The organism is Chryseobacterium paridis (assembly GCF_016595215.1).
Classification (GTDB): Bacteria; Bacteroidota; Bacteroidia; order Flavobacteriales; family Weeksellaceae; genus Chryseobacterium; species Chryseobacterium paridis.
Map to the genome: position 1 here is coordinate 1,844,274 of NZ_JAENHK010000010.1, position 25,241 is coordinate 1,869,514.

Here is a 25,241-nt window from a genome sequence, read left to right on the forward strand (position 1 = left end):
CACCAATTCGATCACCTTATTTAATCTTATCCAACAGAAGGAATAATAAAATTTCATTTTTAGATTTTTAAGAATCTAATATCTATTCAATTTATTACTAACCAATATAAAACACTATGACTTTTTTTTCAATTAAAAAAAGAAAGCAATTATTTTGCATGTTACTCTTCTCATTATCTATGAATGCGCAGGTAAAAGACACTGCTCAGGTAAAACAGGAAGAGGATAATGTAAAATACCCACAACTTCAGATCAAGGGACTTTTCCAGGCCAGATATCTTGTAGGGATGACCAAAGATGTTGATGTAAATGGACTTCATCATGAGGATGGATCAGGAACTGATAATAACTTTATGGTCAAGTATATGAGGGTTCAGGTTCGTGCGCAGATCAGCAAACGGACAGAAGTTGTCGTACTTGCCAACCTTGCAGATTTTAAAAATGATCCTAAAAGCCGGGTTCTTGAAAATGCCTATTTAAAATACACTTTCAATCCCAAACTTGCTATTACTGTCGGACAGTTCCGTCCCTGGTTTGGTATTGAAGAGACCTATCCTATTGATATTATCAAATCTTTGGATTGGTCCAACCAGTATACAGAATTTGGAAAATTAGGATGGACAAGTTTTCAAATTGGGCTTTCCGCCACCGGACAACTTCAATTGGGTGAAATCCCTTTTCAATATGGAGTTTCCATTGTAAACGGAAATGGAAAAAATCAGGTCAACGATAATGATAATGGGAAACAGTATTCAACCCGGCTGGTATTTGGTCTTTCTAAAAAGTATAATTTTAATGTAGGCCTTAACGGTGGTACTGGTGAAGTTTTTGGTAAAAAAGTATATGCACTGGGCGTTGACCTCAGCTCGTTGGTGAATTTTGATCCAAAATGGAGCCTCGATATGCAGTTGGAAGCCAAACAGGCAACCAACCACGTTTTATACAACTCTATAGATCCGGAGCAGAGACCTTCTAATCCGGACAATTATCTCATCCGTGGAATTTATTTCCTTCCGAACCTGCGATATGAAGTCAATCACAGAAACCTAAGTGCTTTCGAACTATCATGCCGCTACGAATACCTCGACACCAATTTCCGAATGAATTCTAACCCAAGGCAAACCATTACACCGATGTTTGGATTAGAGTTTCTGAAAAACTATGGTGCCAGAATTCAACTGGGGGTACAATTCGACCGGTATAAAAAACAAATTATAAATACATCTCAATACAACAGTAATCTATTTATTGTTCAGGTACAAAGTAGATTTTAATCATTAATATCATTACTATTATGAAAGAAATTAATATCAAGAATACAGCAATAACTTTTGCTGTTGCCCTTATCATCTGGTTTATTCCTGAGCCTGATGGTGTTACTGCCGATGCATGGCATCTCTTCGCTATTTTTGCGGCTACAATTTTAGGAATTATCCTTAAAGCAGCGCCTATGGGAACCATGTGTATGATGGCGATTGCATTCACAGCATTAACACAGGTCATAGCTCCCGGAGATGCAGGAAAATCTATTACCAAAGCACTTTCCGGTTTCGGAGATAAAGTGATCTGGCTCATTGGAATTTCATTTTTTATTGCCCGTGGATTCATTAAAACAGGGTTAGGAAACCGTATTGCCTTTTTATTCATCAGGATTTTTGGTAAAAGTTCCCTTGGACTCGCTTATGGTTTGGGACTGGCAGATGTTTGTCTTGCTCCGGCTATTCCTAGTAACACCGCAAGGGGTGGTGGAATCATTTATCCTATCATGAAATCAATGGCAATCAGTTTTGATTCTGTTCCGGAAAAACCTGAAACCCATAGAAAGCTTGGTTCATTTTTAACATTAAACAGTTATTATATGAATCTGATTGCTTCTTCTATGTTTCTAACAGGGACGGCCAGTAACCCCATGTGTCAAAAATTTGCCGCTAACCTTGGCATCAATATCACATGGATGTCGTGGGCAGCAGCAGGTTTCCTACCAGGTCTGGTCGCATTCTTTGTTGTGCCATTGGTACTGTATAAATTATATCCGCCAGAATTGAAAAAAACAGGTGATGCTCCTAAAATGGCCGCTCAAAAATTAAAAGAAATGGGTCCAATTTCCAGAAATGAATGGTTGATGTTATTGGCATTCTTCATTTTATTAGCTCTTTGGATATTTGGGGGTGCCCTTTCAATAGATGCAACTACTACTGCTTTCATAGGATTAACTATGCTGTTATTAACTTCTGTATTGACCTGGGAAGATGTAAAATCAGAGAAAGGTGCATGGGATACCATTGTTTGGTTTGCCGTATTGGTGATGATGGCCAGCTCATTGAATGAACTAGGTTTCATCGGATGGTTCAGTGACCTCATCAAGGTTAAAATTGGTGGATTAAGTTGGCAGATAGCCTTTCCGGTAATTATTGTCGTTTACTTTTTCAGTCATTATATTTTTGCCAGCGCTACTGCTCATGTTGCCGCCATGTATGCTGCATTATTGGGAGTAGGAGTTGCTGTAGGAATTCCACCAATGCTATTGGCGATGATGCTAGGTTTCCTGGGTTCTATATACGGAGTACTTACCCATTACGGTCATGGTCCGGCTCCTGTATTTTTCGGAAGCGGATATGTAGAATTGAAAGCCTGGTGGCTTCGTGGCCTTGAAATAGGAATTGTATTGCTTATTATATATATGGTCGTAGGAGGTCTTTGGATGAAAGTCTTAGGATATTATTAAATAATAAAAACCAAAAAATTATGCTGTCTACATTGTCAAGAAAAATGCTGATGTGTCTTACAGGACTTTTTCTAAGCTTCTTTTTGCTTATTCATTTCCTGGGAAATCTTCAGCTATTCCTTCCTCAGGAACAGGCTCATTTACAATTCAATGCCTATTCGCATTTTCTTTCAGGCAACATTGTAATTAAAATAGTTTCCTATGTCTTGTATACAAGCATTATTCTTCATGCAATAGATGGTTTGATCATTACTTTAAAGAATAAAAAAACAGGAGGTCAATACAAAACCGACAGACGTGGAAGAGCAAGTAAATGGTATTCCCGTAATATGGGAATATTAGGAACTTTACTTCTGATCTTCCTGGTGATCCATTTTCAAAACTTCTGGTATGTCTATAAATTTGGCAGCCCACCATTGGACAATAATGGAAATAAAGACCTTTATATTTTGGTGGTCACTGTTTTTAAAGAATGGTGGTATGTCATCATCTATGTAATTTCCATGGCTGTTTTATGCTATCACCTTATCCATGGGATATACAGTGCGATCAGAACATTAGGATTATACCATCCTAAGTTTGTAAAATGGTTTAAAACGATAGGAATAGCTTATTCAGTTATTATAAGCATCGGTTTCGCAATTATGCCGATTTATATATTCTTTACCGCTAATTAAAATAAAATGATGATGATGTTAGATTCTAAAATACCACAGGGACCATTAGAAAAAAAATGGTCCAATTACAAAAAAACCGCTAAACTGGTTAATCCCGCCAACCGCAAAAAACTGGACATTATTGTAGTTGGAACCGGACTGGCAGGTAGCTCTATCGCAGCATCTTTGGGAGAAATGGGGTACAATGTCAAATCATTCTGTTTTCAGGATAGCCCCAGAAGAGCCCATTCTGTTGCAGCCCAAGGAGGAGTGAATGCAGCTAAAAACTATAAAAATGATGGGGATAGTGTCTACAGAATGTTTGTTGACACATTAAAAGGCGGAGACTTCAGAGCCCGTGAAGCCAATGTATACCGTATGGCAGAATGTTCGTTAAACCTCATCGATCAAGCTGTCGCACAAGGAGTACCTTTTGGAAGAGAATATGGAGGCTATCTCAACAACCGTTCCTTTGGAGGGGTTCAGGTCAGCCGGACATTTTATGCAAGAGGACAAACTGGTCAGCAACTCCTGTTGGGGGCTTACCAAGCTTTGATGAGACAGGTTGGTAAAAATACAGTACAACTATTTTCCCGACATGAAATGCTGGATCTCGTGGTTATTGATGGAAAGGCAAGAGGAATTATTGTAAGAAATTTAGACACAGGAGAAATTGAAAGACACTCCGCTCATGCTGTAGTATTAGCAACTGGAGGATATGGTAAGATCTATTATCTGTCTACACTAGCCATGGGATGTAATGGTTCTGCCATCTGGAGAGCCCATAAAAAAGGAGCTTTGATGGCATCTCCAAGCTGGATTCAGGTACACCCTACTTCACTACCCCAATCAGGAGATTATCAATCGAAATTAACTTTGATGTCTGAATCGCTCCGTAATGACGGCCGAATATGGGTTCCTTTAAAAGAAAATGAATCCAGGAATCCCAATGATATTCCTGAAAATGAACGGGATTACTATCTTGAAAGAAGATATCCGGCTTTTGGAAATCTGGCTCCGAGAGATATCTCATCCAGAGCCGCTAAAGAAAGAATCGATGCCGGATTTGGAATTGGTCCTTTAAAAAATGCCGTTTATCTGGATTTTTCCAAAGCTATTAAAGAACAGGGAAAAGAGAAGATCCAGGAGAAGTATGGAAATTTATTTGACATGTACCTTAAAATTACAGGTTATGATGCTTATAAAGAGCCGATGATGATCTCTCCTTCTGCTCACTTTTCAATGGGTGGTTTATGGGTGGATTATGAACTGATGACTACTATTCCCGGATTATTTGCTTTAGGAGAAGCGAACTTTGCCGATCATGGAGCTAACAGACTTGGGGCTAATTCTCTTCTTCAGGCTTCAGTGGATGGCTATTTTATTGCGCCCTACACCATTGCCAATTATTTATCTAATGAGATTCATACTGGAAAAATACCAACGGAAGATCCTGCATTTGAACGAGCTGAAGGTGATGTAAAAAAACAGATAGAAGATCTTATAAATATCAAAGGAACAAAAACCGTTGATCATTATCATAAAACTTTAGGAAAGTTGCTATATGACTATTGTGGTTTAGCAAGAAATGAGAAAGGACTGAAATACGCTATTGAAGAAATACAAAAGCTAAAATCAGAATTTTATCAGAACGTAAGAGTTTCCGGACACGGAAATAATATGAATACCGAATTAGAAAAAGCAGGCCGCGTAGCTGATTATTTTGAAATCGGTGAACTGATGTGCTATGATGCCCTAACCAGAAATGAATCATGTGGCGCTCATTTCCGGGAGGAATATCAAACTGCTGATGGAGAAGCATTAAGAAATGATAATGAATTTCAATTTATTTCTGCATGGGCATGGAAAGGAGAAAACAATGAACCTGAATTAATTAAAGAACCGCTTGTATTTGAAGAAATACAGCCAACGGTAAGAAGTTATAAATAAAAAACAAAAATTATGGATTTACATCTTAAAATATGGAGACAGAAAGATAAAGAAAGTGAGGGGAAGCTGGTAAATTATGATTTAAAAGAATTGAATTCCCATATGTCTTTTCTTGAAATGCTTGACACTTTAAATGAAAAACTCATTGTGGAGGGTGAAGAACCTGTAGAGTTCGATCATGACTGCCGTGAAGGAATCTGTGGGCAATGTGGAATGATGATCAATGGGCTAGCTCATGGTCCTTTGGAACATACCACAACCTGCCAACTGCATCTTCGTTCCTTCAAAGATGGAGAAACGATTGTTATAGAACCGTTTCGTGCAGAAGCATTTCCTATAAAAAGAGATTTAAAAGTAGACCGTTCAGCATTTGACAGAATTATTTCTTCAGGAGGTTTCGTTTCTATAAATACGGGGCAAGCTCCTGATGCAACGGCAATTGCTATTACTCATCAAACTGCTGAAGAAGCTTTTGATTCTGCTGCATGTATTGGATGCGGAGCTTGTGTAGCGACCTGCAAAAATGCAAGTGCTGCCTTGTTTACATCTGCTAAAATTACACACATGGCATTGCTTCCGCAAGGAAAAGAAGAAAGAAGCACCCGCGTTATCAATATGGTTACACAAATGGACAAAGAATTATTCGGACACTGTTCTAATACAGAAGCCTGTGAGGTAGAATGCCCGCAAGGAATCTCCGTTCTCAATATTGCCAGAATGAATTATGAATACAGCAGAGCTTTATTTTTCGGCAAAAAGTAGGCAAAAAGTTAATTAGCGGATTTGTAAAATCGTTAAATAGCGAAAAGGCAAAAGGGCAAAATTGCTTTTACCCTTTTTACTTATATTTCTCTTACCAACTATCTTCCGACTGTCTTACAATTTTACAAATCCGCGATTTTGCCTTTCAGCGATTTCGCCTTTTTGCCTTTCATCTCCTACACCTCTTTATCAAAATACAGCATATAGAACTTCCCTTTCTCATCCTGTCCCTGTTCCAGCATTTTTCTGTCTCCGTGGATATAGATGTGGAAATTCTTGTCTAATTTAATAATGCTTTTGAAGTGTCTCTGTGTCTTTTTAACAGCTGCTTCACTGATCGGAAATTCTTCAGCAATATTGATTTGCATGTCTTGTTCGTAATCTGTTTTAAAATTATTAAAACTTTCAATCACGTGTTCATCTCCTAAAACTTCAGCTGCAAAATCATCCAATTTGAATTCTTCTTTTTCTTTGAAGAAATTAATGGATTTATTTAGAAAGTCAGCCTGATCCGCTTTTGAAACCTCAAACTCCTGAGGAAGTTGTTTTGTGATGTAATCTTTATACACCATCAGCGCTTCCTGAGTATGGAAATATTCATCATCACGCTGTTTTACTTTCAAGAAATCCTCGAACCAGTAATACATATCTCCGTTTTTGTTGTTATCAACTACAGATAATACATATCCATTTTCTTTATGATTATTGTAGATCAAAGCAGCTTTATCAATTTTTGACAACCCAATTCCTTGATCTTTTTCTAATCCAAAGGTCTCATCCTGAGGGAATATTTTTAAGAAAGATTCTCTTTTTTCAGTTTTAAAAATTCCGATCTTATCCACTTTTTCATCTCCCTCTCTTTCATCTTCAAAGAAAACGATAAATAGTTCACCTCCCTGAACCCTCGGATTTTCAGCAGCTTCAAAAAGATGTTTAGCAATATTTTCTGCTTCCCAAAGGAATTTGGCTTTATCCTCAAAAATCTCAGATACCGAGCTGTAAACAGGATTATTTACTAAATAAGTATCACTATAAAACTGGTAGGTTTCCTCTGTTTTAAAAGAGCCTAAAAAATATTCTTCAAGCATTTCTGCCATTCCCTCTTCCAGCTGTAACTCTTCCTGGGAAAGCGTTAATGATTCACCATTGATTTTATTTCCTACTCTGTGTACTATAATTTTTGAAAACATTTTTGATTTTTATGGATTGCAAAGATATTAATAATCTCAAACATCGGGCAGCATTTCGTTTTGATAATAACCTTATCATTTTGAATAGGTTTTTAACACAAAAAATTTAAACGGAAATTCGCAACAATTTGATTTAAAACACTTTAAATCAAATTCAAATTCAAAGGAATACAATTGGCATCATCATTCTCAAAACATAAAAAATGGACTTAAAGACTTTAAACAGAATCGACAGATTAAGAAGATTAAAAAGCAGAGGACCACAAACTCCGAAATGGATGAAACCATATCACCTGCTGTTTATCGCATTCTTAGTGCTTTTTATTTTTGGAGGATTTATAAAATTTTTAGAACAAAATCATTATTAATATGAATTATTTACAAGCCGTTCAGGAAATTACAGAAGTAATTCCTAGTATACAGTATGAATTAGATGAAGCTAAGACACAAAGTTCTTACAGTGTCATGAAAACTTTTACAGATCATATCAGAAAGATGATCCGACATAATGATAGAACTTTATTATTTAAATGTTTAAAAAAGATGGGCAACATTTACAAAAATGGCGATGTCGTACTCAAAAATGCGATAGAATGTACTTTCATCTATTCACTGGACAATGTTACCAGCTACTGCAGTGAGGAATACCGAAAGGCTATTTTTAATCATATGTCTAAAGATTTGCAGAAAATTTATGCCAAGCAGATTTATACCCATGGTATATAATGGCAGTAATCGAGAAGAAAAAATCAAACATTCCGTCATAAAAGTCAGACTTTCCGGTAAAAGAAGATTCTGAAAAACTGACACATGAATTTTTTATTACATTTTTCAACTATTTCATTACAAAATTATCATTATTATGAGAACAAAAATCAGAAAACAATTCGACTGGAAACAGTGGAAAGAGTCGAATTCCAGACACAATATTGAAATCATGGCTACTCATATCGCATTGATTATTGGCGTATTTATTTTTGCTGCATGTTTATAAGTTTGGTACAGTTTTGGCGGCTGTAAAAGAGTTTGAAAAATAAAATATTATTTATGATGAACGAGCCAATGCAAACTATTAATGAAGAGACAGCTGTGGAGTATTTAAAATTTTTCTATCCGACACTTAGAAGAGAGATCACTCAATTATCGGTGCAAAAAAACTTTGCAGGTATTATCCAATCAACAGTTAACTACTTAAAGAACCTTTTACGGGAATCTAAAATTAATATTATCGGCCATCACATCAAACTGATGGAAGGGATCTATCGGAATGCAGATGCCTATGTAAAAGACATTATCGAAAATCTTTTCGTAAGATCTTTTGAAAGCTTTAAGAAGCATACTAAAATACAGCACTGGAATGCCATTTTCCAATACATGCCTGTCAATTTCCAGGAGATCTATCTGGAACAACAAAAAAAGGATCAAATATTTTTTGGTAAAAAATAATAAGAAACGCCCCGGAATCTTTCGATTCCGGGGCGTTTTATAATTAATACTTTGCAGAGCTTTTCTATTGAGTTTTCTTCTTTACGAAGACTTTCTGAATAGTTTCAAGTTCCTGCTTATTCAATTTCGTTGTCTTTTCCAGTTTTGCTAAAAATACATCCACTTCTTCAGGAGTTGCAGGGGATCCCATATTTTCTCCTTTGTCATTAAAAGAATCTGCAAGAACTTCACCTTTAGGATTGAGTACCAGCCAAAAAGGAAGACCTGCATTTTCTCCTTTGTATTTATTCATCATTGCCTCTCCACCTGGATTTTCAAGTGCCTTCTTTTCACCTCTTTCCTGCACATCAAGATAAGCGGTAACATAGTTTTTATCAAATAAAGGTTTTGTTTCCGGAAGGTTCATATTTTTCTCCATCAATTTGCACCATTGACACCACGAAGCATGAAATACCAAAAGAACATTTTTATTATTTTTTTTAGCTTCAGTAAGCGCTTTATTCAGTACCACATCTGCTTTTTCCTGTGCAAATCCGAATTGGAATAAGAATAAGGTAAATATTACAATAATTTTAGAATACTTCATTTGAATGTTGTTTTAAAATTTAACTAAACGAATGTACTTATTTTTTCTTTTTATTCTATGGACAAATTCTTTTCTATAATTAATATTTAGAAATAATAATTAAGTAGTAGATTTGGTTCATTATGAATCAATACTATGAGACTAAAAATAGTTTTTATTCTTCTATTTCCTCTTTGTAATGCTCAAATTTCAGATAATGTAAGAGAATTATCAAAGAGTTTAGATACGATTTCTTATGCTGAATCACCACATATTGATATAGATGGTCGAGAAAGTAAAATTTATAATTATTTTAAAAAATTATCGAAAGTAGCTAATAATGATGAACTTTATTTTTTTGCCAAACATGGAAGTAACTCATTAAAAATTTATTCAAGTCAGGAATTATTCAAAAGAAATGATAAAAGATTTCTGGAATTATATCGCTTCTATTCTGAAAATCCAATGTTAATTAACTATCAAGCAGGCTGCACAAAATCAAAAAAGCATATCACACAATTTTTGAATGATGAAGTATATGGCACTGATGAAATACTTACAATGAGAGATGAGTTAACAAAACAGAATAAAAATAGGAAACTTGAAAATCTAATGAAGGAAACCTTACTAGAATTAGAAGAAAATTATAGAAATCTTACACGAAAGGATTTAAAATTTTATCAAAGGGAAATGGAAAAAATAGATCGGGATTACCGATGACGGAATTACGTTAATAAAAATCAGATAAAAAATTTAAATCAATCAGAACCTCCAAACCAAAATAGCCATCAAATTTATTATTTTGACCTAGCTATTGCTCTTGAAACCCTGATTGATAAAAATATTTTTATTTTGAATAGTAATATTTATTTCAGAACAGTTTCATCAGTTGAGATCCGTCTAAAGAAAAACAGAGGCTCTTTCTTTCTTAAGATATCCAACAGGTTCTGAACTAAAAATGTTAGAATAATATAAAGTACGATGAGTAGTAAAACGAATGGTATTCCATGTTGTCTGTAGCCAAAGATACCTTTCCCCCAGGATATTAATATCCACTGTATCATATACATCGATGTTAGATTTCTGCTGCAATACTTTAGAATTTTCATAAAATTATTTTCTTTAATCCTCGAAGAAATATTGAAAATAGCCCAAAGAAAAATCAATGTCCATCCTGCAAAATAAATAACGCCTCCAGGTCCCATGTGATAAAAACCATTGTAATTATAGTCACCATATAGAAAAACCAATGGGGCACCAACCGCTACAAACAAAAGTCCGACATATAACATTTTCTTAAACAATTGTTTACTGTCGTAGTTAAGTTCCTGAAACCATTTCCCGAAAAACATCCCGATGATAATAAAGGACATCCAAGGGAAAACAGAAAAATAGACATAGGCAGGATAATCATTATTAAAAATAAGATCTAAAACATAATTGATGACCGGAACATCAGTATTAATTCCATTCACCTCTCTGGATACTAATGCCACAAATAATCCTATAGCCAGAATCCCATATTTATTTTTCACATATTTTCTGATAAACCCAATAACCAGTAAGGACATTCCCGCTAATTGTAAAATATCCCCAAGCTGCACCAGATATACATATTGTTGCTCTATTGGCGCATGCCAGCCATATTTTTGAATAAAATTATCCGGAGCAAAACCAAAAATTACAGGAATCATGAACTTCATAAAATTCATAAAAAAGGCAGCTAATAAGAGTAAGCCTCCTCGTTTTATCGAACTTTTAAGGCTTTGATGACTGGAGGTCATAAATGTAAACCCCATACAAATCATAAAAATAGAAGTACCTCTTCCTAAAAAGACAATAAAACTACCAACTGCCGTTTCATATTGTGATTTTACATTGGCATATATGAGTAAGGTATGTATAATGATCATACCTATAACACTCATTCCTTTTATTATGTCGAGTGCCAGAATTCTTCTACTTTGTTGTTCCATAATTTTTCAGTTTTTATAAGTGGGCTACAAATTATATTTATAATTAAATGATTGTAATTACCCGATAATCATAATGTTAATAGGATGAATAAGTTTTAAAATTAATAATATTCTTATTTAGAATAAATAAAAACAAATATACAGATTAAAAACAAATAATTTAATTAGTTTAAAAAATTTCCTAACCACATATTCATCCTTTTTAATTATTATAGTATTTCATTCAAAACAAGAGTTAATGAGAGCGTTATAATATCTTCAGTGGGAATAAAGTAATAATTCTATTGATTGAATATTTCTGAAATCGCATGTACACAATATTTTACATTAGCTTTTTTTGTAATTTAGATTTTAGTAAAGCTTACATCCATAACATGAAATGGATTCATGATTAATAAAGTATACTACCCTAATGCATTTAAAAAATGATTGAAATAAAAAAATACTCAGATCAGGCAGGACATTCCGAGCCAAGACGTGTAATTAAGTATACGCTGTTTTGGTGCAATAGTGGAACTTCTGAAATCCTGATTGACGAAAATATTTTCATTTTAAAGGCCGGTCAAACTGTAACCATTACATCGGGACAGTTTCATCAACTGATCAATGTGCAAGGTGAATTGACGGCATTGGAATTTACCCTTGATTTTTTTAGTAAAAGTGACAGCGATATTGAGCTTATTTTCCATAATGGACTTTTCTGCCATTTCGGAATGAATGAAATGATTACTGTTAGCCGTCCAACATTTTTTACAGAAACACTAAGCTTAATTGAAAATGAACTTCAGGAGAAATCTTATCAGTATTTAATTTCAACCCATTCACTTGTTGAATTATTATTAATAGAAATCAATCGCAGTAAAATAGCAAACGGAGACGAAATATGGAAACCTGATGCTTTATTCTTAAAATTCCTGGAAAGTGTGCGGACTCATTTTGCAGACAACTACCCTGTATCTCATTTTGCAGATATGCTGGGAACAACAGAGGCAAAATTGAATGAAGTTTCAAAATTACACACCAATAAAACGGCTATGAATGTTATCTATAGCCTTATTGTTTCTGAAGCCAAGCGTTTATTACTATATGAAAAACTGAGTGTAAAAGAAATTGCATACCAATTAGGATTCAATGATCCTTTTTATTTTTCTAATTTCTTTAAAAAGCACACTTCCTTATCCCCAAAAGATTACCAGAAAACAGTGAAAAATTAAAATAAAACCTGAACAAGCAATCATCCAAAAGTCTCAAACAAATAAATCAGTCCATTTTACTTTAACCAAATTCATTTCTATCAAATGAATTCCAGCACCTATCCGACTAAAAAAACTTCTCTCTTCCCTCCTCCATCTTCCCTCCTCCATCTTCCATTTTCCATCTTCCCACCCTTCCAAATATTATATGCTTTTCCCGGAATTGTCTATTCTTTAAGCCCTGCTCTTAACCGAACTTTGTACTTGTAATTAAAGAGATAAAAATTATAAGTATGAAAACTAAACAAGATATAGCTGTTTTTCTCCTACGCATCGCTTTGGCAACTGGTTTTTTATCCGCTACAGCAAGTAGGTTTGGACTTTGGGGAACCAGGTCTTCTGGTTGGAAAAACTTTGTCAGTTATACTGCTGAAACCAATTCTTTTTTACCTAAATCCTTTGCTCCCTCTATTGCAATAGTATCAACCATTTTGGAAGTATCAATTGGCATTTCATTGCTTATTGGTTATCAGGTAAGTAAAATGGCTTTATTAGCATCCATTCTCACTTTATCATTTGCAGTAGCAATGGTGGTCTCTTTTGGTTGTAAAGAGCCTTTAGATTATTCAGTCTTTGCTTTCAGTGCCGGAGCATTTTTACTTAGCACCTTCCCTAATTATAAATGGACTTTACAAAATTTTTTAAATCAATAACAATTAAAATACAATATCATGAACACAAACATTCACGATTACATCGTAAAAACAGAACAAAAAGAATGGCAACCTTTAATTGAAAAAGGAATTCACTACGAAGGAATATTCGTAAAATCTCTGAAATTTGATCCAGAGAAAAACAGATCTACAACGATTCTTTTAAAATTTGAACCCGGAGCAAGTTATCCTTACCACAATCATCCTGCAGGAGAAGAGTTATTTATTATGGAAGGGGAAGCAATTATAGCTGGGGCTCGCTTAGAAAAAGGAGATTATCTTTATACTCCACCTAATTTTAAACATTCAGTAAAGTCTGAAAATGGATGTCTCATTTATTTTATGATCCCGGAAGAAGTAGAAATTCTTTAACAGATCAATTTCCAACAAAAAACCGCAGTGAAACAAAATTGTTTCACTGCGGTTGTATATGAAGTGTAAGTATTACTTACAACTATTTATTTTACTTCTTCGAAGTCTGCATCCTGTACATCTTCACCTCCTGCATTTCCACCAGGATTCTGAGCACCTGCATCTGCACCCTGAGCTTGTTGTCCTGCTGCATACATTTCTTCTGAAGCTGCCATCCAAGCTGCATCTAAAGCTTCTGTTTTAGCTTTTATCTCATCAGAATTTTTAGATTCGAATGCTGTTTTCAATTCAGCTGCTGCCGCTTCTACTGCTGCTTTCTTATCAGCTGATAATTTATCACCAAATTCTTTCAATTGCTTTTCAGTCTGGAAGATCAATCCGTCAGCTTTATTGAAGATTTCAACTTCTTCTTTTTTCTTAGCATCTGCTGCAGAATTTTCCTGAGCTTCTTTTTTCATTCTTTCGATTTCTTCGTCAGAAAGACCTGAAGAAGCCTGGATTTTAATAGACTGCTCTTTACCAGTTCCTTTATCTTTTGCAGAAACACTAAGGATACCATTCGCATCAATATCGAAAGTTACTTCGATCTGAGGAGTTCCTCTTGGTGCTGGTGGAATATCTGTTAAGTCAAATCTACCAATCTCTTTATTATCGTTGAACATCGGTCTTTCTCCCTGTCCTACTCTGATGCTTACTGCTGGTTGGTTATCAGAAGCTGTCGAGAATGTTTCAGATTTTTTTGTTGGGATTGTAGTATTCGCATCAATTAATTTAGTGAATACTGAACCCATTGTTTCAATACCTAAAGAAAGTGGGGTAACGTCAAGAAGTAAAACATCTTTTACATCTCCTGTTAAAACTCCTCCCTGGATCGCTGCACCAATAGCTACAACTTCATCCGGGTTTACTCCTTTAGATGGTTTTTTACCAAAGAATTTTTCAACTTCTTCCTGGATAATAGGGATTCTTGTAGAACCACCTACTAAGATTACCTCATCAATATCAGAGATCGAAAGACCTGCATCAGATAAAGCTTTTTTACAAGGCTCCATAGATCTTCTTACCAGGTCAGCAGATAACTGCTCGAATTTAGCTTTTGTTAAAGTCTTTACTAAGTGTTTAGGACCTGTAGCAGTAGCTGTAATATAAGGTAAGTTGATTTCAGTTTGAGGAGAAGAAGACAATTCGATTTTTGCTTTTTCAGCAGCTTCTTTTAATCTTTGTAATGCAATTGCATCAGATTTTAAATCTACTCCTTCTTCAGCTTTAAACTCATCTGCCATCCAGTTGATGATCACATCATCAAAGTCATCACCTCCTAAGTGTGTATCTCCGTTAGTAGATAATACCTCAAATACTCCATCTCCTAAATCAAGGATTGAAACGTCAAAAGTACCACCACCTAAATCATATACTGCGATCTTTTGATCTTTGTGGTTTTTATCCATACCATATGCCAATGCAGCAGCGGTAGGTTCGTTGATAATTCTTTCTACTTTAAGACCTGCGATTTCTCCAGCTTCTTTAGTAGCTTGTCTTTGTGCATCATTAAAGTAAGCCGGAACAGTAATTACCGCTCTTGTTACCTCTTGTCCAAGATAATCTTCAGCAGTTTTCTTCATTTTCTGAAGGATCATTGCAGAAATTTCCTGTGGAGTATATTCTCTATCGTCAATTTTAACTTTTACAGTGTCATTCGGACCTTTTACAACTTCGTAAGGTACTCTTGAAATTTCACTTCCATCATCTTTAAAATGAGTTCCAATAAATCTTTTGATAGAGTATACTGTCTTTTTTGGATTCGTTACAGCCTGTCTTTTTGCAGGATCTCCTACTTTTCTTTCACCATCTTCTGTAAACGCTACGATAGAAGGAGTCGTTCTTTTACCTTCTGCGTTAGGAATAACAACAGGGTCTTTACCCTCCATTACAGCAACACAAGAGTTGGTCGTTCCTAAGTCAATTCCAATTATTTTACTCATAATATTTTTAATTTTTTCTAATTTTTAATTTGATTTACACTCTACATTTCTCAATATTCGTACCATTCAAAATTATATGACAAATTGACACACGACCTTTGAAAACAAAGACTCAGACGGAGATCATTAGAATTAAAAAATAAAATATTAACCTATATATCAATAGTTTATGAAAATTTTCACTTAATCTATTTTAATGTCGAATTTGCTTATTTTGGCATACCAATTGATAATAAATGACGGATATTCTAACACAAACACACACGATGAAAAATACAATTAATTATTCCCATTCTCATAATCACCCAAACCATCATCCAGATCGATTATCCAATTACTATAATTATTGATCATCTAAATTCTGAATCCGATTTAATCCATTATTAAGTATAAATAGTTCCCTCTCTTTTATATTTAATAGTATACACGTATTCAGATCTGCAACATTTCAAATTAAAATATATCGCAAGGGTGCCCTACTCTAGCTATATTTATTTTGTAATGTTCTTTTCTATGTCAACATTTTAGTACACTATTGTACAATAACTTATAAATACACACAAATGAAAACAAAAACTCTATTTCTACTGTTAATTGCATTATTTGAAACGACATATGCACAAATAGGGATAGGAACTCCTAATCCCAGAGGAGCCCTTGATATTAATAAGCCTACCACTAATATTCATGGTCTGGTTCTTCCAACTAATTCAAGTACGGGAAACATAGCCAATCCACAAGGAGGAAATGTAGCTATCGGAACTATTATATATGATTCCACGGCAGATTGTGTAAAAGTTTATAAATCTACAGGCTGGTCAAACTGTCTATGCGACAGTTGTGATGGCACTACTGTAGTCCCGATCACTTCGCTGGATTGTACAAATGGTGCATTAGCCGGAACTTATACACAAGGAACAACAAGCAATGGAACCAAGGTCATTAACTATACTGGAGGAAGTGGACAAGCTTATGGAGCTATCAATGTTTCATCTACTGGCGTAACAGGTCTTACAGCCACAGCACCTGCAGGTACTTTCGCTAATGGCAATGGAAGTATCACTCTACAAATTGAAGGTACACCAAATACGTCAGGTACTGCCAGCTTTACAATAAACTTAGGAGGAAAGTCATGTACTTTTACAATCAATGTAGGAAACAACGGTCCTGTAGTAGCAACATTAAACTGTACAAATGGAGCATTAACAGGAACCTATACCCAGGGAACACTAGTAAGCAATGAGACTAAAGTAATTAACTATACCGGAGGAAACGGTCGTCCTTACGGAGCGATAAGTATTAATTCTACAGGAGTGACAGGACTTACCGCTACATCACCTGCAGGAACATTAACCAATGCAAACGGAAGCATTACATTAACTATTAACGGAACTCCATCCAATAGTGGAACCGCTAACTTTACAGTGAATTTTGGAGGACAAAGCTGTACATTCAGTATTACAGTTCAGCCAAAAACTGCCCGTAGAATAACCATCTTATCCCTTACACCTGATAACTGGAGATCTAATTTATCTTCAGATTCGTATACAAGTGTTGCCAGATCCAAATTGAACAACAGCTCAAACTTTGGTCCTTCTGGAACGGTAAAAATTGAAGGTTTTAATTATAGAACAGTAAATGTTTCCAATAGTAGTGATCAGGCGTTCCGTGATGCTATTGATAATGCCGATATTATATGGGTTGGTTATATAACCAATAGAAACTTCCCTCAATCTAAAAGAAATATTCTTGCTCAAAAGATTGCTGAAAAGAAAAAATTCTTTTACCTCGGAGCCGATGGTCATAATTCATTTTTTCCATTTACCAGTTTTGCAGGATATTCATTTCAAAGCACTCCTAATAACAGAAGAAATGCAAAAACATCTGCTTCAAATGTAGGCCCAACAAGTGGTATCTTTGGAAATATCCCAACAGGATCTACAATATTCTTGAACAGATACATAGGAGCTATCTCTCATCCATCTTCTGCATCTCCTTTTATGAATACTGAGGGAGGAAGAACTACTGGAATCATAAATGACAATCTTATTATTATTGGAGATATCAACTGGTACATCAATAGAGATCGTCCAGATGGATTCACAGGAGGAAGCAGCAGTTGTACAGAAAACAATAACTCCAGATTATTCTGTAATATTTTAGAAAAAGCTGTGGAATACGTTTTAACCCATTAAATCATAATCCAATATCCAAAGAATTAATAAAAAGGCTGTCTATAAATGACGGTCTTTTTTATTAAAAAAACTTTCAAAGAAAACTATAATTTTAAAGTCGCATTAAAATTTTCTACAAAAATATATTCTTAATCAAAGTTTAACCTTGTTTATAGACTTTTGATATGTATTAATCCTTATTTTTGATAAATTTTATGCACAAATATGTCAATACACTTTAATCCGAGGGATATTACCTGGCTGGCTTTTAATGAAAGGGTTTTACAAGAAGCAATGGACGAGAATGTACCATTGCATTTAAGAATACGTTTTCTGGGAATTTTCTCCAACAACTTAGATGAATTTTTCAGAGTACGTGTTGCCGGATTAAAGAGAGCAATGGATTTTAAAGAAAAAGTAATTGCCGAATCTTTTTATCAGCCACCTTCAAAAATTCTGCAGCGGATCAACGAAATTGTAATCAGACAGCAACAGAATTTTGATAAAACCTGGAAGAAGATTCAGAGTGAAATGGCCGACCAGAATGTTTTTATTAAAAATGCAAAGAACTTAACCGCATTACAAAAGGAGTTTGTAAGAAAATACTTCGATGAAGTCGTAGAATCCAATGTAATTCCTATTCTTCTTCACGAAAACACATCAATGCCTTATTTAAGAGACAAAAGTCTTTATCTGGGGGTTGCTATGAGGAAAAAAGACTGGCAATACCAAAGTAATTATGCCATTATAGAAATTCCATCCAGGTTTGTAGGCAGATTTGTTCTGCTTCCTACTGAAGATCCACAGGAAAAAAATGTAATGCTGTTGGAAGATGTTATCACTTTCAACTTACCCCACATTTTTTCTTACTTTGGATATGATGAATTTGCGGCTAATGCTTTTAAAGTAACGAAAGACGCTGAAATGGATTTGGATAATGATATCAAAACCAATTTTGCGGAAAAAATAGAAAAAGGCCTTAAAAACCGTAGAAAAGGAAAACCAACGAGATTTGTCTTTGATAAAGATATGGATAAGGCATTATTGGAATTATTGATCCGCAAGCTTAATCTGACCAAAAAAGACAGTATCATACCGGGAGGAAAAATCCATAATTTCAAACATTTCATGGATTTCCCAGATGTTTTTGAAGCCTATGCAAGACCAATAGAAAGAACTTCATTCACCCACCCTGCATTTGAGCATGGTGAAAGAGTAACTGATGTTATTCTAAAAAATGATGTGCTTCTTACCTTCCCTTATCACAAATACAATCCTGTCATTGACCTTCTTCGTGAGGCAGCAATGGATCCGGATGTAAAATCCATACAGATTACAGCCTATCGTCTGGCAAGCAGCTCAAAGATCATTAATGCATTGATCTATGCCGCAAGAAACGGTAAGGAAGTTACGGTAATGCTTGAGCTTCAGGCAAGATTCGATGAAGAATCCAATCTTGAATGGAAAGAAATGCTGGAGCCTGAAGGTATCACCGTACTAGTAGGTATTCCGGATAAAAAAGTGCATGCTAAACTTTGTGTTATTAAAAAGAGAGCACATAACAAAACCATCCAATACGGTTTTATCAGTACAGGAAATTTTAATGAAAAAACAGCCAGAATTTATGGAGACCATCTTCTTATGACAGCTGACAGAGGTGTTATGGCGGACATCAATAAAGTTTTTAATGTTCTGAAAAAGCCAAAAGAAGATTATATAGCAGTTTTAAAAACCTGCAAAAGTCTGGTGGTTTGTCCTCAGTTTATGCGTGAAAGGATCTTACATCATATTGACAAAGAAATTGATGAAGCAAAAGCAGGGAGAAGAGCAGAAATTATTGTTAAAGCCAATTCCGTAAGCGACCGGATTTTAATTACAAAATTATATGAGGCAGCCATGGCAGGAGTTGTTGTTAAAACAATCGTGAGAGGAATCTACTGTGCTGTAAATCAAAAAGAGTTTAAAGAAAAAATAAAAGGAGTAAGTATCGTTGACGAATATCTGGAACATGCCAGAGTTATGTATTTTTATAATAAAGGTGCAGAAGATATGTATATCTCATCCGCGGACTGGATGACCCGAAATCTTGACTATAGGATTGAAGCAGCAGCTAAAATTACAGACAAAGAATTAAAGAAGGAATTGAAAGATATTCTGGATATACAATTGAGAGATAATGTAAAGGCCAGAATTTTAGATAAAAAACTGAGCAACGAATATGTAAGGAATGATAAGGAAGAATGTCGTTCTCAAATAGAAACTTATAAATATTTAAAAGCTAAAACCAAAACCAAATGAAGATTGCAGCAATAGATATAGGAAGTAACGCCGCCAGACTATTAATAAATGAAGTAAAAACCAATGGTAAGCATCCGGAATTTATAAAACTTAATCTTCTTAGAATTCCTTTGAGATTAGGAATGGATGTATTTACCCGTGGCGAAATCGGCCCGGAAAGAGAGAAGATGGTCATCGATTCAATGAAAATTTTCAGTGACCTTATGAAAATCTATAAGGTCGACCATTACAGAGCATGTGCAACAAGCGCGATGCGTGATGCAAAAAACGGACACGATATCATTGAACAGGTACAGAAGACATCAGGAATCAATATCGAAATTATTTCCGGAGATGAAGAAGCCACTTTAGTTTACGAAAACCATGTTGCAGAAGGTCTTGATAAAGAATTCGCGTATTTATACATCGACGTAGGAGGAGGTTCTACAGAGCTTACTTTCTATGAAAATGATAAAATGGTGTACGAGAAATCTTTTAATATTGGAACGATCCGTTTACTCAATAATCTTGTTACCGCAGATAATTGGTATGAAATGAAGCAGGAGGTAAAGAAAAATATCATTAGTAAAAAGCCAATCGTTGCGATCGGATCAGGAGGAAACATTAATAAAGTGTTCTCTATGAGTAAAACTAAAGACGGAAAACCGATGTCATTGGCCCATCTCAAAAAAGTTCATAAAGAATTCGATCAGATGAGCATAGATGAACGAATGACGAAACACAATCTGAGAGAAGACAGAGCAGACGTTCTGGCTCATGCTTTAAAAATTTTCAATAGTGTGATGGCATGGTCTGATATCAATAGGATCTTTGTTCCAAAAATTTCGGTAGCTGATGGTCTTATCCATAATATCTACGCTCAGCTGCATGAGAAAAAATGATTTTATTTTGAAAATCACCGATAATATAACCAGTTGTACCTACAACTGGTTTTTTATTTTCAGGTATAAATGTTTAATAGTTTATTTTTTGAAACAAAATTTATTAAAATTTACTTAAAATAATGTTATGTTTAATAAATTCATTTTTCGCAAAAACAGAATATTTTCCTGACTTACAAAGTCTTTCTCTTCTGTAATAAACTAAAATATACATTAACGTTTAAAAATATTTTAAAAACTTAATTTTTTTTAAAGTAAATTTAAATGCCCAATCGTTATAAAAGTATAATCGCAATAACATGAGTTCAAATCCAATTAAAATAATCATCACAGGAGCAACAGGAATGGTAGGAGAAGGCGTCTTGATGGAGTGTCTTGAAAATCCTGCTGTATCGGAAATTTTAAGTGTGAGTAGAAAACCTTCGGGAAAAAAACATGCTAAGCTAAAGGAATATATTGTTTCTGACTTTATGAATATTGACTCAAATGATGAAAACCTGAAAGGCTATGATGCCTGTTTTTTCTGTGCAGGGATCAGTAGTATTGGTATGAATGAAGAAGACTATACTAAAATAACCTATGAGACGACCCTTCATTTTGCCAAAGCTGTTATGGATCAAAACCCCAATATGGTTTTCAATTATGTTTCCGGTTCACATACTGACAGCACAGAAAGTGGAAAAACCATGTGGGCAAGAGTAAAAGGAAAAACAGAAAACTCTTTGAAGAAATTAGGATTTCGGGCAGCATACAACTTTCGCCCGGGATTTATGAAACCAGTGGATGGACAGGTCAATGTACGATGGTTTTTCAAACCGTTTATATGGCTATTCCCTGTCCTGTTGCCTTCTCAATCTTTGACACTGCATGAGGTCGGAAAAGCGATGATCAATGTGGTGAACAAAGGATACCCGACTTCAGCTTTAGAAATTCGAGACATTAAAAAACTTGCGATATGAGAGAAATGCTAAAAAGAATTATCCTTGTTATTTTCATCCTTTTGGTTCTGACTGCAATTTCTGGGTTTTTATACACCCAGAAACATCCGTTAGAAAAAATCTCAAATGAAAAACCATGGATACAACAAAATAAAACCCAAAAATAGCTGCCCCCTAATTGATTGATGATTATATTAATATTATTACATATTATTAATCATTTCTTAAAATTCTATTAAAATATTTACAAAGGATAAAGTCCATTTTTGCATTAATCAAAATTTAAAGTAAAAATGACTAAAAACTACTTTTTTAGAGGTTTCCTCCCTATCGCTGTTTTGTTTCAGGGCAGCCTTTTTGGACAATCATTGATTCATTATTGGAATTTCAATAACAATGCTTCAGAAACTTCTATCACCACTCCTACTTCATCTTTAGTAAACGGTACTTCACTCGTTGCTATTGCAGGTGGAACAAGTCTTATTGATTTTGCCGGAGGAACTGGGCAAAACTTCAATGTTGATAATCTAAATACCAGAAATAATGATCCGGCAGGAACTCATTTAAGATTTAATAATCCTATTGGAGGAGCTCTTCAGTTTTCATTACCAACTACGGGATATAATAATGTTGTTGTCAAGTTCACAACAAGAAGGTCAGGTTCCGGAGCAGGAACACAGACCTGGTCTTATTCACTTGACGGTACGACTTTTACATCTTATCAAACGGTAAGTCCTCAGGATGGAAATCCTCAATTAGTTACTTTTGATTTTTCAGCTATTGCAGGAGTTTCCAACAATCCCAATTTTAAATTAAAGGTTGAGTTTTCTACCGGAACAGGAGGAAATGTTGGTAACAATCGTTTTGATAATTTTACAGTTGACGCAACAGCTGTAACTGGTACTGATACGACTCCACCTTCCGTAGCTTATCTTCCAACCAACAATACAAATAATGCTTCTACAACAGTAAATCCTACGATTTCTTTTAACGAAAACGTAAGATTGATCGACAATTCTACGATCACTGATACAAATGCTCAAAATCTTGTTGAACTTCGTTTAGGAAATGCTTCAGGAACGCAGGTTCCTTTTACAACAACTTTCAATAATAATAAGATTACTGTAATCCCAACTGCCGGTTTAATTCCTAACCAAACCTATTATTTAGCATTAAAACCAAATACAGTCGAAGATTTTAGTGATAACGCTGTTACGACTACAACATCAACTGTTTTTACGACTGCAGGTACGAGTATTTCATTGGAGAAGAATTTCATCAAAGTAAATGAAAATGCAGGGAACTTAAGTTTTAAAATTAATGTTAATAATCCATCCACTTCGACGGTCAATCTTGTTGTAAAACCCGCACCCTTCAGCACGGCTGGAAATAATGATTTTACATTAAGTAATCAGACGATCAACATCACTCCTTCCACGACCAGTTATATTGTAAACATTCCAATTATTGACGATACACTAGAGGAGCAGCAGGCAGAATATTTTGTAGTAAGCCTTGAAAATCCAGTTGGGGCAACCATCATCGGAGACAATTCAGCAACGATATACATTATAGATAATGACAAAGCAGCTCCGGTTCCTTCTAATCAGATCCAATTAAACTATATTGGAAGCTTCGATCCGTCGGGTAATAACAACAGTTCTACAGAAATTGTAGTTCATGATCCTACAAGTCATAAATTATTTACCATCAGTTCTTTGACAGATGTTTTTGATATTATTGATTTCAGTAATCCAACGACTCCTGTAGTTACAAACACAGTAAATATGGCTCCTTATGGAGGAATCACAAGTATAGCTGTAAAGAATGGAATTTTAGCAGTTTCCTCTCCAAATGCCAATCCTCAACAAAATGGCTCTGTGATATTTTTTGATATCAACGGAAACTTCCTTAAACAAGTAACGGTAGGTGCTTTACCTGATATGATCACTTTCACTCCTGATGGAACAAAAGTAATCACGGCAAATGAGGGAGAACCGAATGATGCTTATACTGTAGATCCGGAAGGTTCAATTAGTATTATCGATATTTCAGGAGGTGTAAACAATGTCACTCAGGCTAACGTTACCACTCTTAATTTCACCAATTTCAACAATCAGGAGGCTGCACTTTTTGCAACCGGGTTGAGAAAAGTAAAGGCTACAAGTACACTAGCTCAGGACTTAGAGCCTGAATATGTTACGGTAAGTTCAGACAGTCAAAAAGCATGGGTTACTCTTCAGGAAAATAATGCAATTGCTGAAGTAAACCTCGCAACAAAAACGATAACAAGTATTTGGGGATTAGGCAAAAAAGATATGAGCCTGCCAGGAAATGGATTTGATGCTTCAGACAATAATGGTGAAATTTTAATTGCCAACTGGCCGGTAAAAACATTCTATACTCCGGATGCTGTGCAAAACTATAAAGTAGGTGGTATCAATTACATTGTAACGGCTAATGAAGGAGATGAAAAGGATCTTTCCGGCTTTAGTGAAAGAACTACTGTAGGAGCTAATGGTTATGCTTTAGATGCAACCATCTTCCCAAATTCATCGATATTAAAAGCTTCTCATAATCTAGGAAGATTCAGAGTGACGAACGTAAATGGAAATACAGACGGTGATGCTGAGTATGAAGAAATCAATGCAATGGGAGCTCGTTCTTTCTCTATTTTTAATGCTGATACAAAACAGATTGTCTATGACAGTGGTGACAAATTCGAAAGATATATTGCTGCTAATCACCCGTTGATATTTAATGCTGATAATGAAACCAATGGTGCTAAAAACAGAAGCCGTGCAAAAGGTCCTGAACCTGAAGGTGTAGCATTGGGAACGATCAACGGACAAACTTTTGCTTTTATCACTTTAGAAAGAACCGGTGGTGTTATGGTTTATAATATTACGGATCCTAATAACGTAACATTTACGGATTATAAGAACTCCCGATCTACTTCTGCTTATGGAGGGGATAATGGACCGGAGGGTATTATTTACATCGCTCCTCAAAATACAACCACAGGAAAAGGATATGTCGTGATCGCCAATGAGATCAGCGGAACTTTATCCATGTATGAGGTTGCACAATCACCAACGCTAGGAACAGGCGAAGTGAAAACTGAAAAAGCCACTTTCAATATCTTCCCGAATCCTGTTGCGAAAGGAAATACACTATACTTCAACAGAGCACAGGATTATGAATTGTATGATATGTCCGGAAAATTAATTGGAAAAGAAAAGAATGCTTTAACAATAGATACTTCCAGACTGTCTACCGGAGTATATCTGGTAAAAACCTCAGAAGGCACTATAAAAAGAATAATTGTAAAGTAGAATATATTATTTAGTTGATTCAAAAAAGCTCCGGATTGTCCGGAGCTTTTTTAATTTTCTATATGAGACAACTTGAATGAATATC

General features: G+C 35.0%; 22 protein-coding genes. 18 read left to right on the top strand and 4 right to left on the bottom strand.

All coding sequences use genetic code 11. The annotated features are described in order from the left end of the window. The first annotated feature begins 116 nt into the window (after positions 1-116). Genes JHL15_RS17805 through JHL15_RS17825 form a run of 5 tightly spaced genes read left to right on the top strand, consistent with a single transcriptional unit; the run spans position 117 to position 6,093 of the window. Positions 117-1,274: a porin gene (locus JHL15_RS17805; protein WP_200247955.1), complete on the top strand. Its 1,158-nt coding sequence runs from the start codon at positions 117-119 to the stop codon at positions 1,272-1,274. A gap of 20 nt (positions 1,275-1,294) precedes the next feature. Further along, positions 1,295-2,725, top strand: a complete 1,431-nt coding sequence (locus JHL15_RS17810) for an anion permease (RefSeq protein WP_200247957.1) — start codon at positions 1,295-1,297, stop codon at positions 2,723-2,725. 20 nt (positions 2,726-2,745) lie between these two features. Further along, the gene (locus tag JHL15_RS17815; protein ID WP_200247959.1) at positions 2,746-3,402 is read left to right on the top strand and encodes a succinate dehydrogenase cytochrome b subunit; all 657 of its coding nucleotides are present in this window, start codon (positions 2,746-2,748) and stop codon (positions 3,400-3,402) included. A 12-nt stretch (positions 3,403-3,414) separates the two neighbouring features. Then, a complete protein-coding gene (locus tag JHL15_RS17820) occupies positions 3,415-5,331 on the top strand; it encodes a fumarate reductase/succinate dehydrogenase flavoprotein subunit (protein WP_200249204.1) in 1,917 nt (638 codons plus the stop codon). Between the two features lie 12 nt (positions 5,332-5,343). Then, complete coding sequence (locus tag JHL15_RS17825; protein ID WP_200247961.1) at positions 5,344-6,093, top strand: succinate dehydrogenase/fumarate reductase iron-sulfur subunit; 750 nt, start codon at positions 5,344-5,346, stop codon at positions 6,091-6,093. Between the two features lie 176 nt (positions 6,094-6,269). Here the strand turns inward: JHL15_RS17825 and JHL15_RS17830 are convergent, their stop codons facing one another. Then, on the bottom strand, positions 6,270-7,283 hold the full coding sequence (locus tag JHL15_RS17830; RefSeq protein WP_200247963.1) for a nucleoid-associated protein: 1,014 nt from the start codon (positions 7,281-7,283) through the stop codon (positions 6,270-6,272). A gap of 203 nt (positions 7,284-7,486) precedes the next feature. Between JHL15_RS17830 and JHL15_RS17835 the strand changes: the two genes are divergently transcribed. The 4 genes from JHL15_RS17835 to JHL15_RS17845 all read left to right on the top strand — a co-directional run bounded on the left by JHL15_RS17835 (position 7,487) and on the right by JHL15_RS17845 (position 8,729). Then, the gene (locus tag JHL15_RS17835; RefSeq protein WP_234047802.1) at positions 7,487-7,651 is read left to right on the top strand and encodes a hypothetical protein; all 165 of its coding nucleotides are present in this window, start codon (positions 7,487-7,489) and stop codon (positions 7,649-7,651) included. A 1-nt stretch (position 7,652) separates the two neighbouring features. Then, the gene (locus JHL15_RS17840; RefSeq protein WP_200247965.1) at positions 7,653-8,009 is read left to right on the top strand and encodes a DUF7674 family protein; all 357 of its coding nucleotides are present in this window, start codon (positions 7,653-7,655) and stop codon (positions 8,007-8,009) included. A gap of 136 nt (positions 8,010-8,145) precedes the next feature. Next, the gene (locus JHL15_RS21325) at positions 8,146-8,277 is read left to right on the top strand and encodes a hypothetical protein (RefSeq protein WP_262895640.1); all 132 of its coding nucleotides are present in this window, start codon (positions 8,146-8,148) and stop codon (positions 8,275-8,277) included. A 53-nt stretch (positions 8,278-8,330) separates the two neighbouring features. After that, positions 8,331-8,729, top strand: coding sequence for a DUF7674 family protein (locus tag JHL15_RS17845; RefSeq protein ID WP_200247967.1), 399 nt, complete (start codon positions 8,331-8,333; stop codon positions 8,727-8,729). 64 nt (positions 8,730-8,793) lie between these two features. Here JHL15_RS17845 and JHL15_RS17850 read toward each other — a convergent pair whose 3' ends face one another. Then, a complete protein-coding gene (locus JHL15_RS17850; RefSeq protein WP_200247969.1) occupies positions 8,794-9,315 on the bottom strand; it encodes a thioredoxin family protein in 522 nt (173 codons plus the stop codon). Between the two features lie 135 nt (positions 9,316-9,450). Here JHL15_RS17850 and JHL15_RS17855 point away from each other — a divergent pair, with 135 nt between their 5' ends. Then, complete coding sequence (locus JHL15_RS17855; protein WP_200247970.1) at positions 9,451-10,014, top strand: hypothetical protein; 564 nt, start codon at positions 9,451-9,453, stop codon at positions 10,012-10,014. Between the two features lie 146 nt (positions 10,015-10,160). Here JHL15_RS17855 and JHL15_RS17860 read toward each other — a convergent pair whose 3' ends face one another. Beyond that, a complete protein-coding gene (locus JHL15_RS17860) occupies positions 10,161-11,270 on the bottom strand; it encodes a heparan-alpha-glucosaminide N-acetyltransferase domain-containing protein (RefSeq protein ID WP_200247971.1) in 1,110 nt (369 codons plus the stop codon). 425 nt (positions 11,271-11,695) lie between these two features. Here JHL15_RS17860 and JHL15_RS17865 point away from each other — a divergent pair, with 425 nt between their 5' ends. From JHL15_RS17865 to JHL15_RS17875, 3 genes are all read left to right on the top strand, one after another. Further along, positions 11,696-12,484, top strand: a complete 789-nt coding sequence (locus tag JHL15_RS17865) for an AraC family transcriptional regulator (RefSeq protein ID WP_200247973.1) — start codon at positions 11,696-11,698, stop codon at positions 12,482-12,484. Positions 12,485-12,756: 272 nt separating this feature from the next. Beyond that, positions 12,757-13,176 (top strand): DoxX protein, encoded by a 420-nt coding sequence (locus JHL15_RS17870; RefSeq protein ID WP_200247974.1) that lies wholly within the window; start codon positions 12,757-12,759, stop codon positions 13,174-13,176. 18 nt (positions 13,177-13,194) lie between these two features. Further along, on the top strand, positions 13,195-13,548 hold the full coding sequence (locus JHL15_RS17875) for a cupin domain-containing protein (RefSeq protein ID WP_200247975.1): 354 nt from the start codon (positions 13,195-13,197) through the stop codon (positions 13,546-13,548). Positions 13,549-13,634: 86 nt separating this feature from the next. Here JHL15_RS17875 and dnaK read toward each other — a convergent pair whose 3' ends face one another. Continuing rightward, positions 13,635-15,530 carry a molecular chaperone DnaK gene (gene dnaK, locus JHL15_RS17880; protein ID WP_200247977.1) on the bottom strand — a complete coding sequence of 632 codons (1,896 nt, stop codon included), beginning with the start codon at positions 15,528-15,530 and terminating at the stop codon, positions 13,635-13,637. A 563-nt stretch (positions 15,531-16,093) separates the two neighbouring features. On the opposite strand from dnaK, the gene JHL15_RS17885 reads away from it, so the two are divergent. The 5 genes from JHL15_RS17885 to JHL15_RS17905 all read left to right on the top strand — a co-directional run bounded on the left by JHL15_RS17885 (position 16,094) and on the right by JHL15_RS17905 (position 25,156). After that, positions 16,094-17,725: an autotransporter outer membrane beta-barrel domain-containing protein gene (locus JHL15_RS17885; RefSeq protein ID WP_200247979.1), complete on the top strand. Its 1,632-nt coding sequence runs from the start codon at positions 16,094-16,096 to the stop codon at positions 17,723-17,725. 204 nt (positions 17,726-17,929) lie between these two features. After that, entirely contained in the window at positions 17,930-20,002 is a 2,073-nt protein-coding gene (gene ppk1 / locus JHL15_RS17890; protein ID WP_200247981.1) for a polyphosphate kinase 1, read from the top strand. Next, positions 19,999-20,883 carry a Ppx/GppA phosphatase family protein gene (locus tag JHL15_RS17895; RefSeq protein WP_200247982.1) on the top strand — a complete coding sequence of 295 codons (885 nt, stop codon included), beginning with the start codon at positions 19,999-20,001 and terminating at the stop codon, positions 20,881-20,883. The genes ppk1 and JHL15_RS17895 overlap by 4 nt, the downstream gene beginning before the upstream one ends. 299 nt (positions 20,884-21,182) lie before the next feature. Then, positions 21,183-21,842, top strand: coding sequence for an NAD-dependent epimerase/dehydratase family protein (locus JHL15_RS17900; RefSeq protein ID WP_200247984.1), 660 nt, complete (start codon positions 21,183-21,185; stop codon positions 21,840-21,842). A gap of 272 nt (positions 21,843-22,114) precedes the next feature. Continuing rightward, positions 22,115-25,156, top strand: a complete 3,042-nt coding sequence (locus JHL15_RS17905) for a choice-of-anchor I family protein (RefSeq protein ID WP_200247986.1) — start codon at positions 22,115-22,117, stop codon at positions 25,154-25,156. The last annotated feature ends 85 nt before the right edge of the window (positions 25,157-25,241 follow it).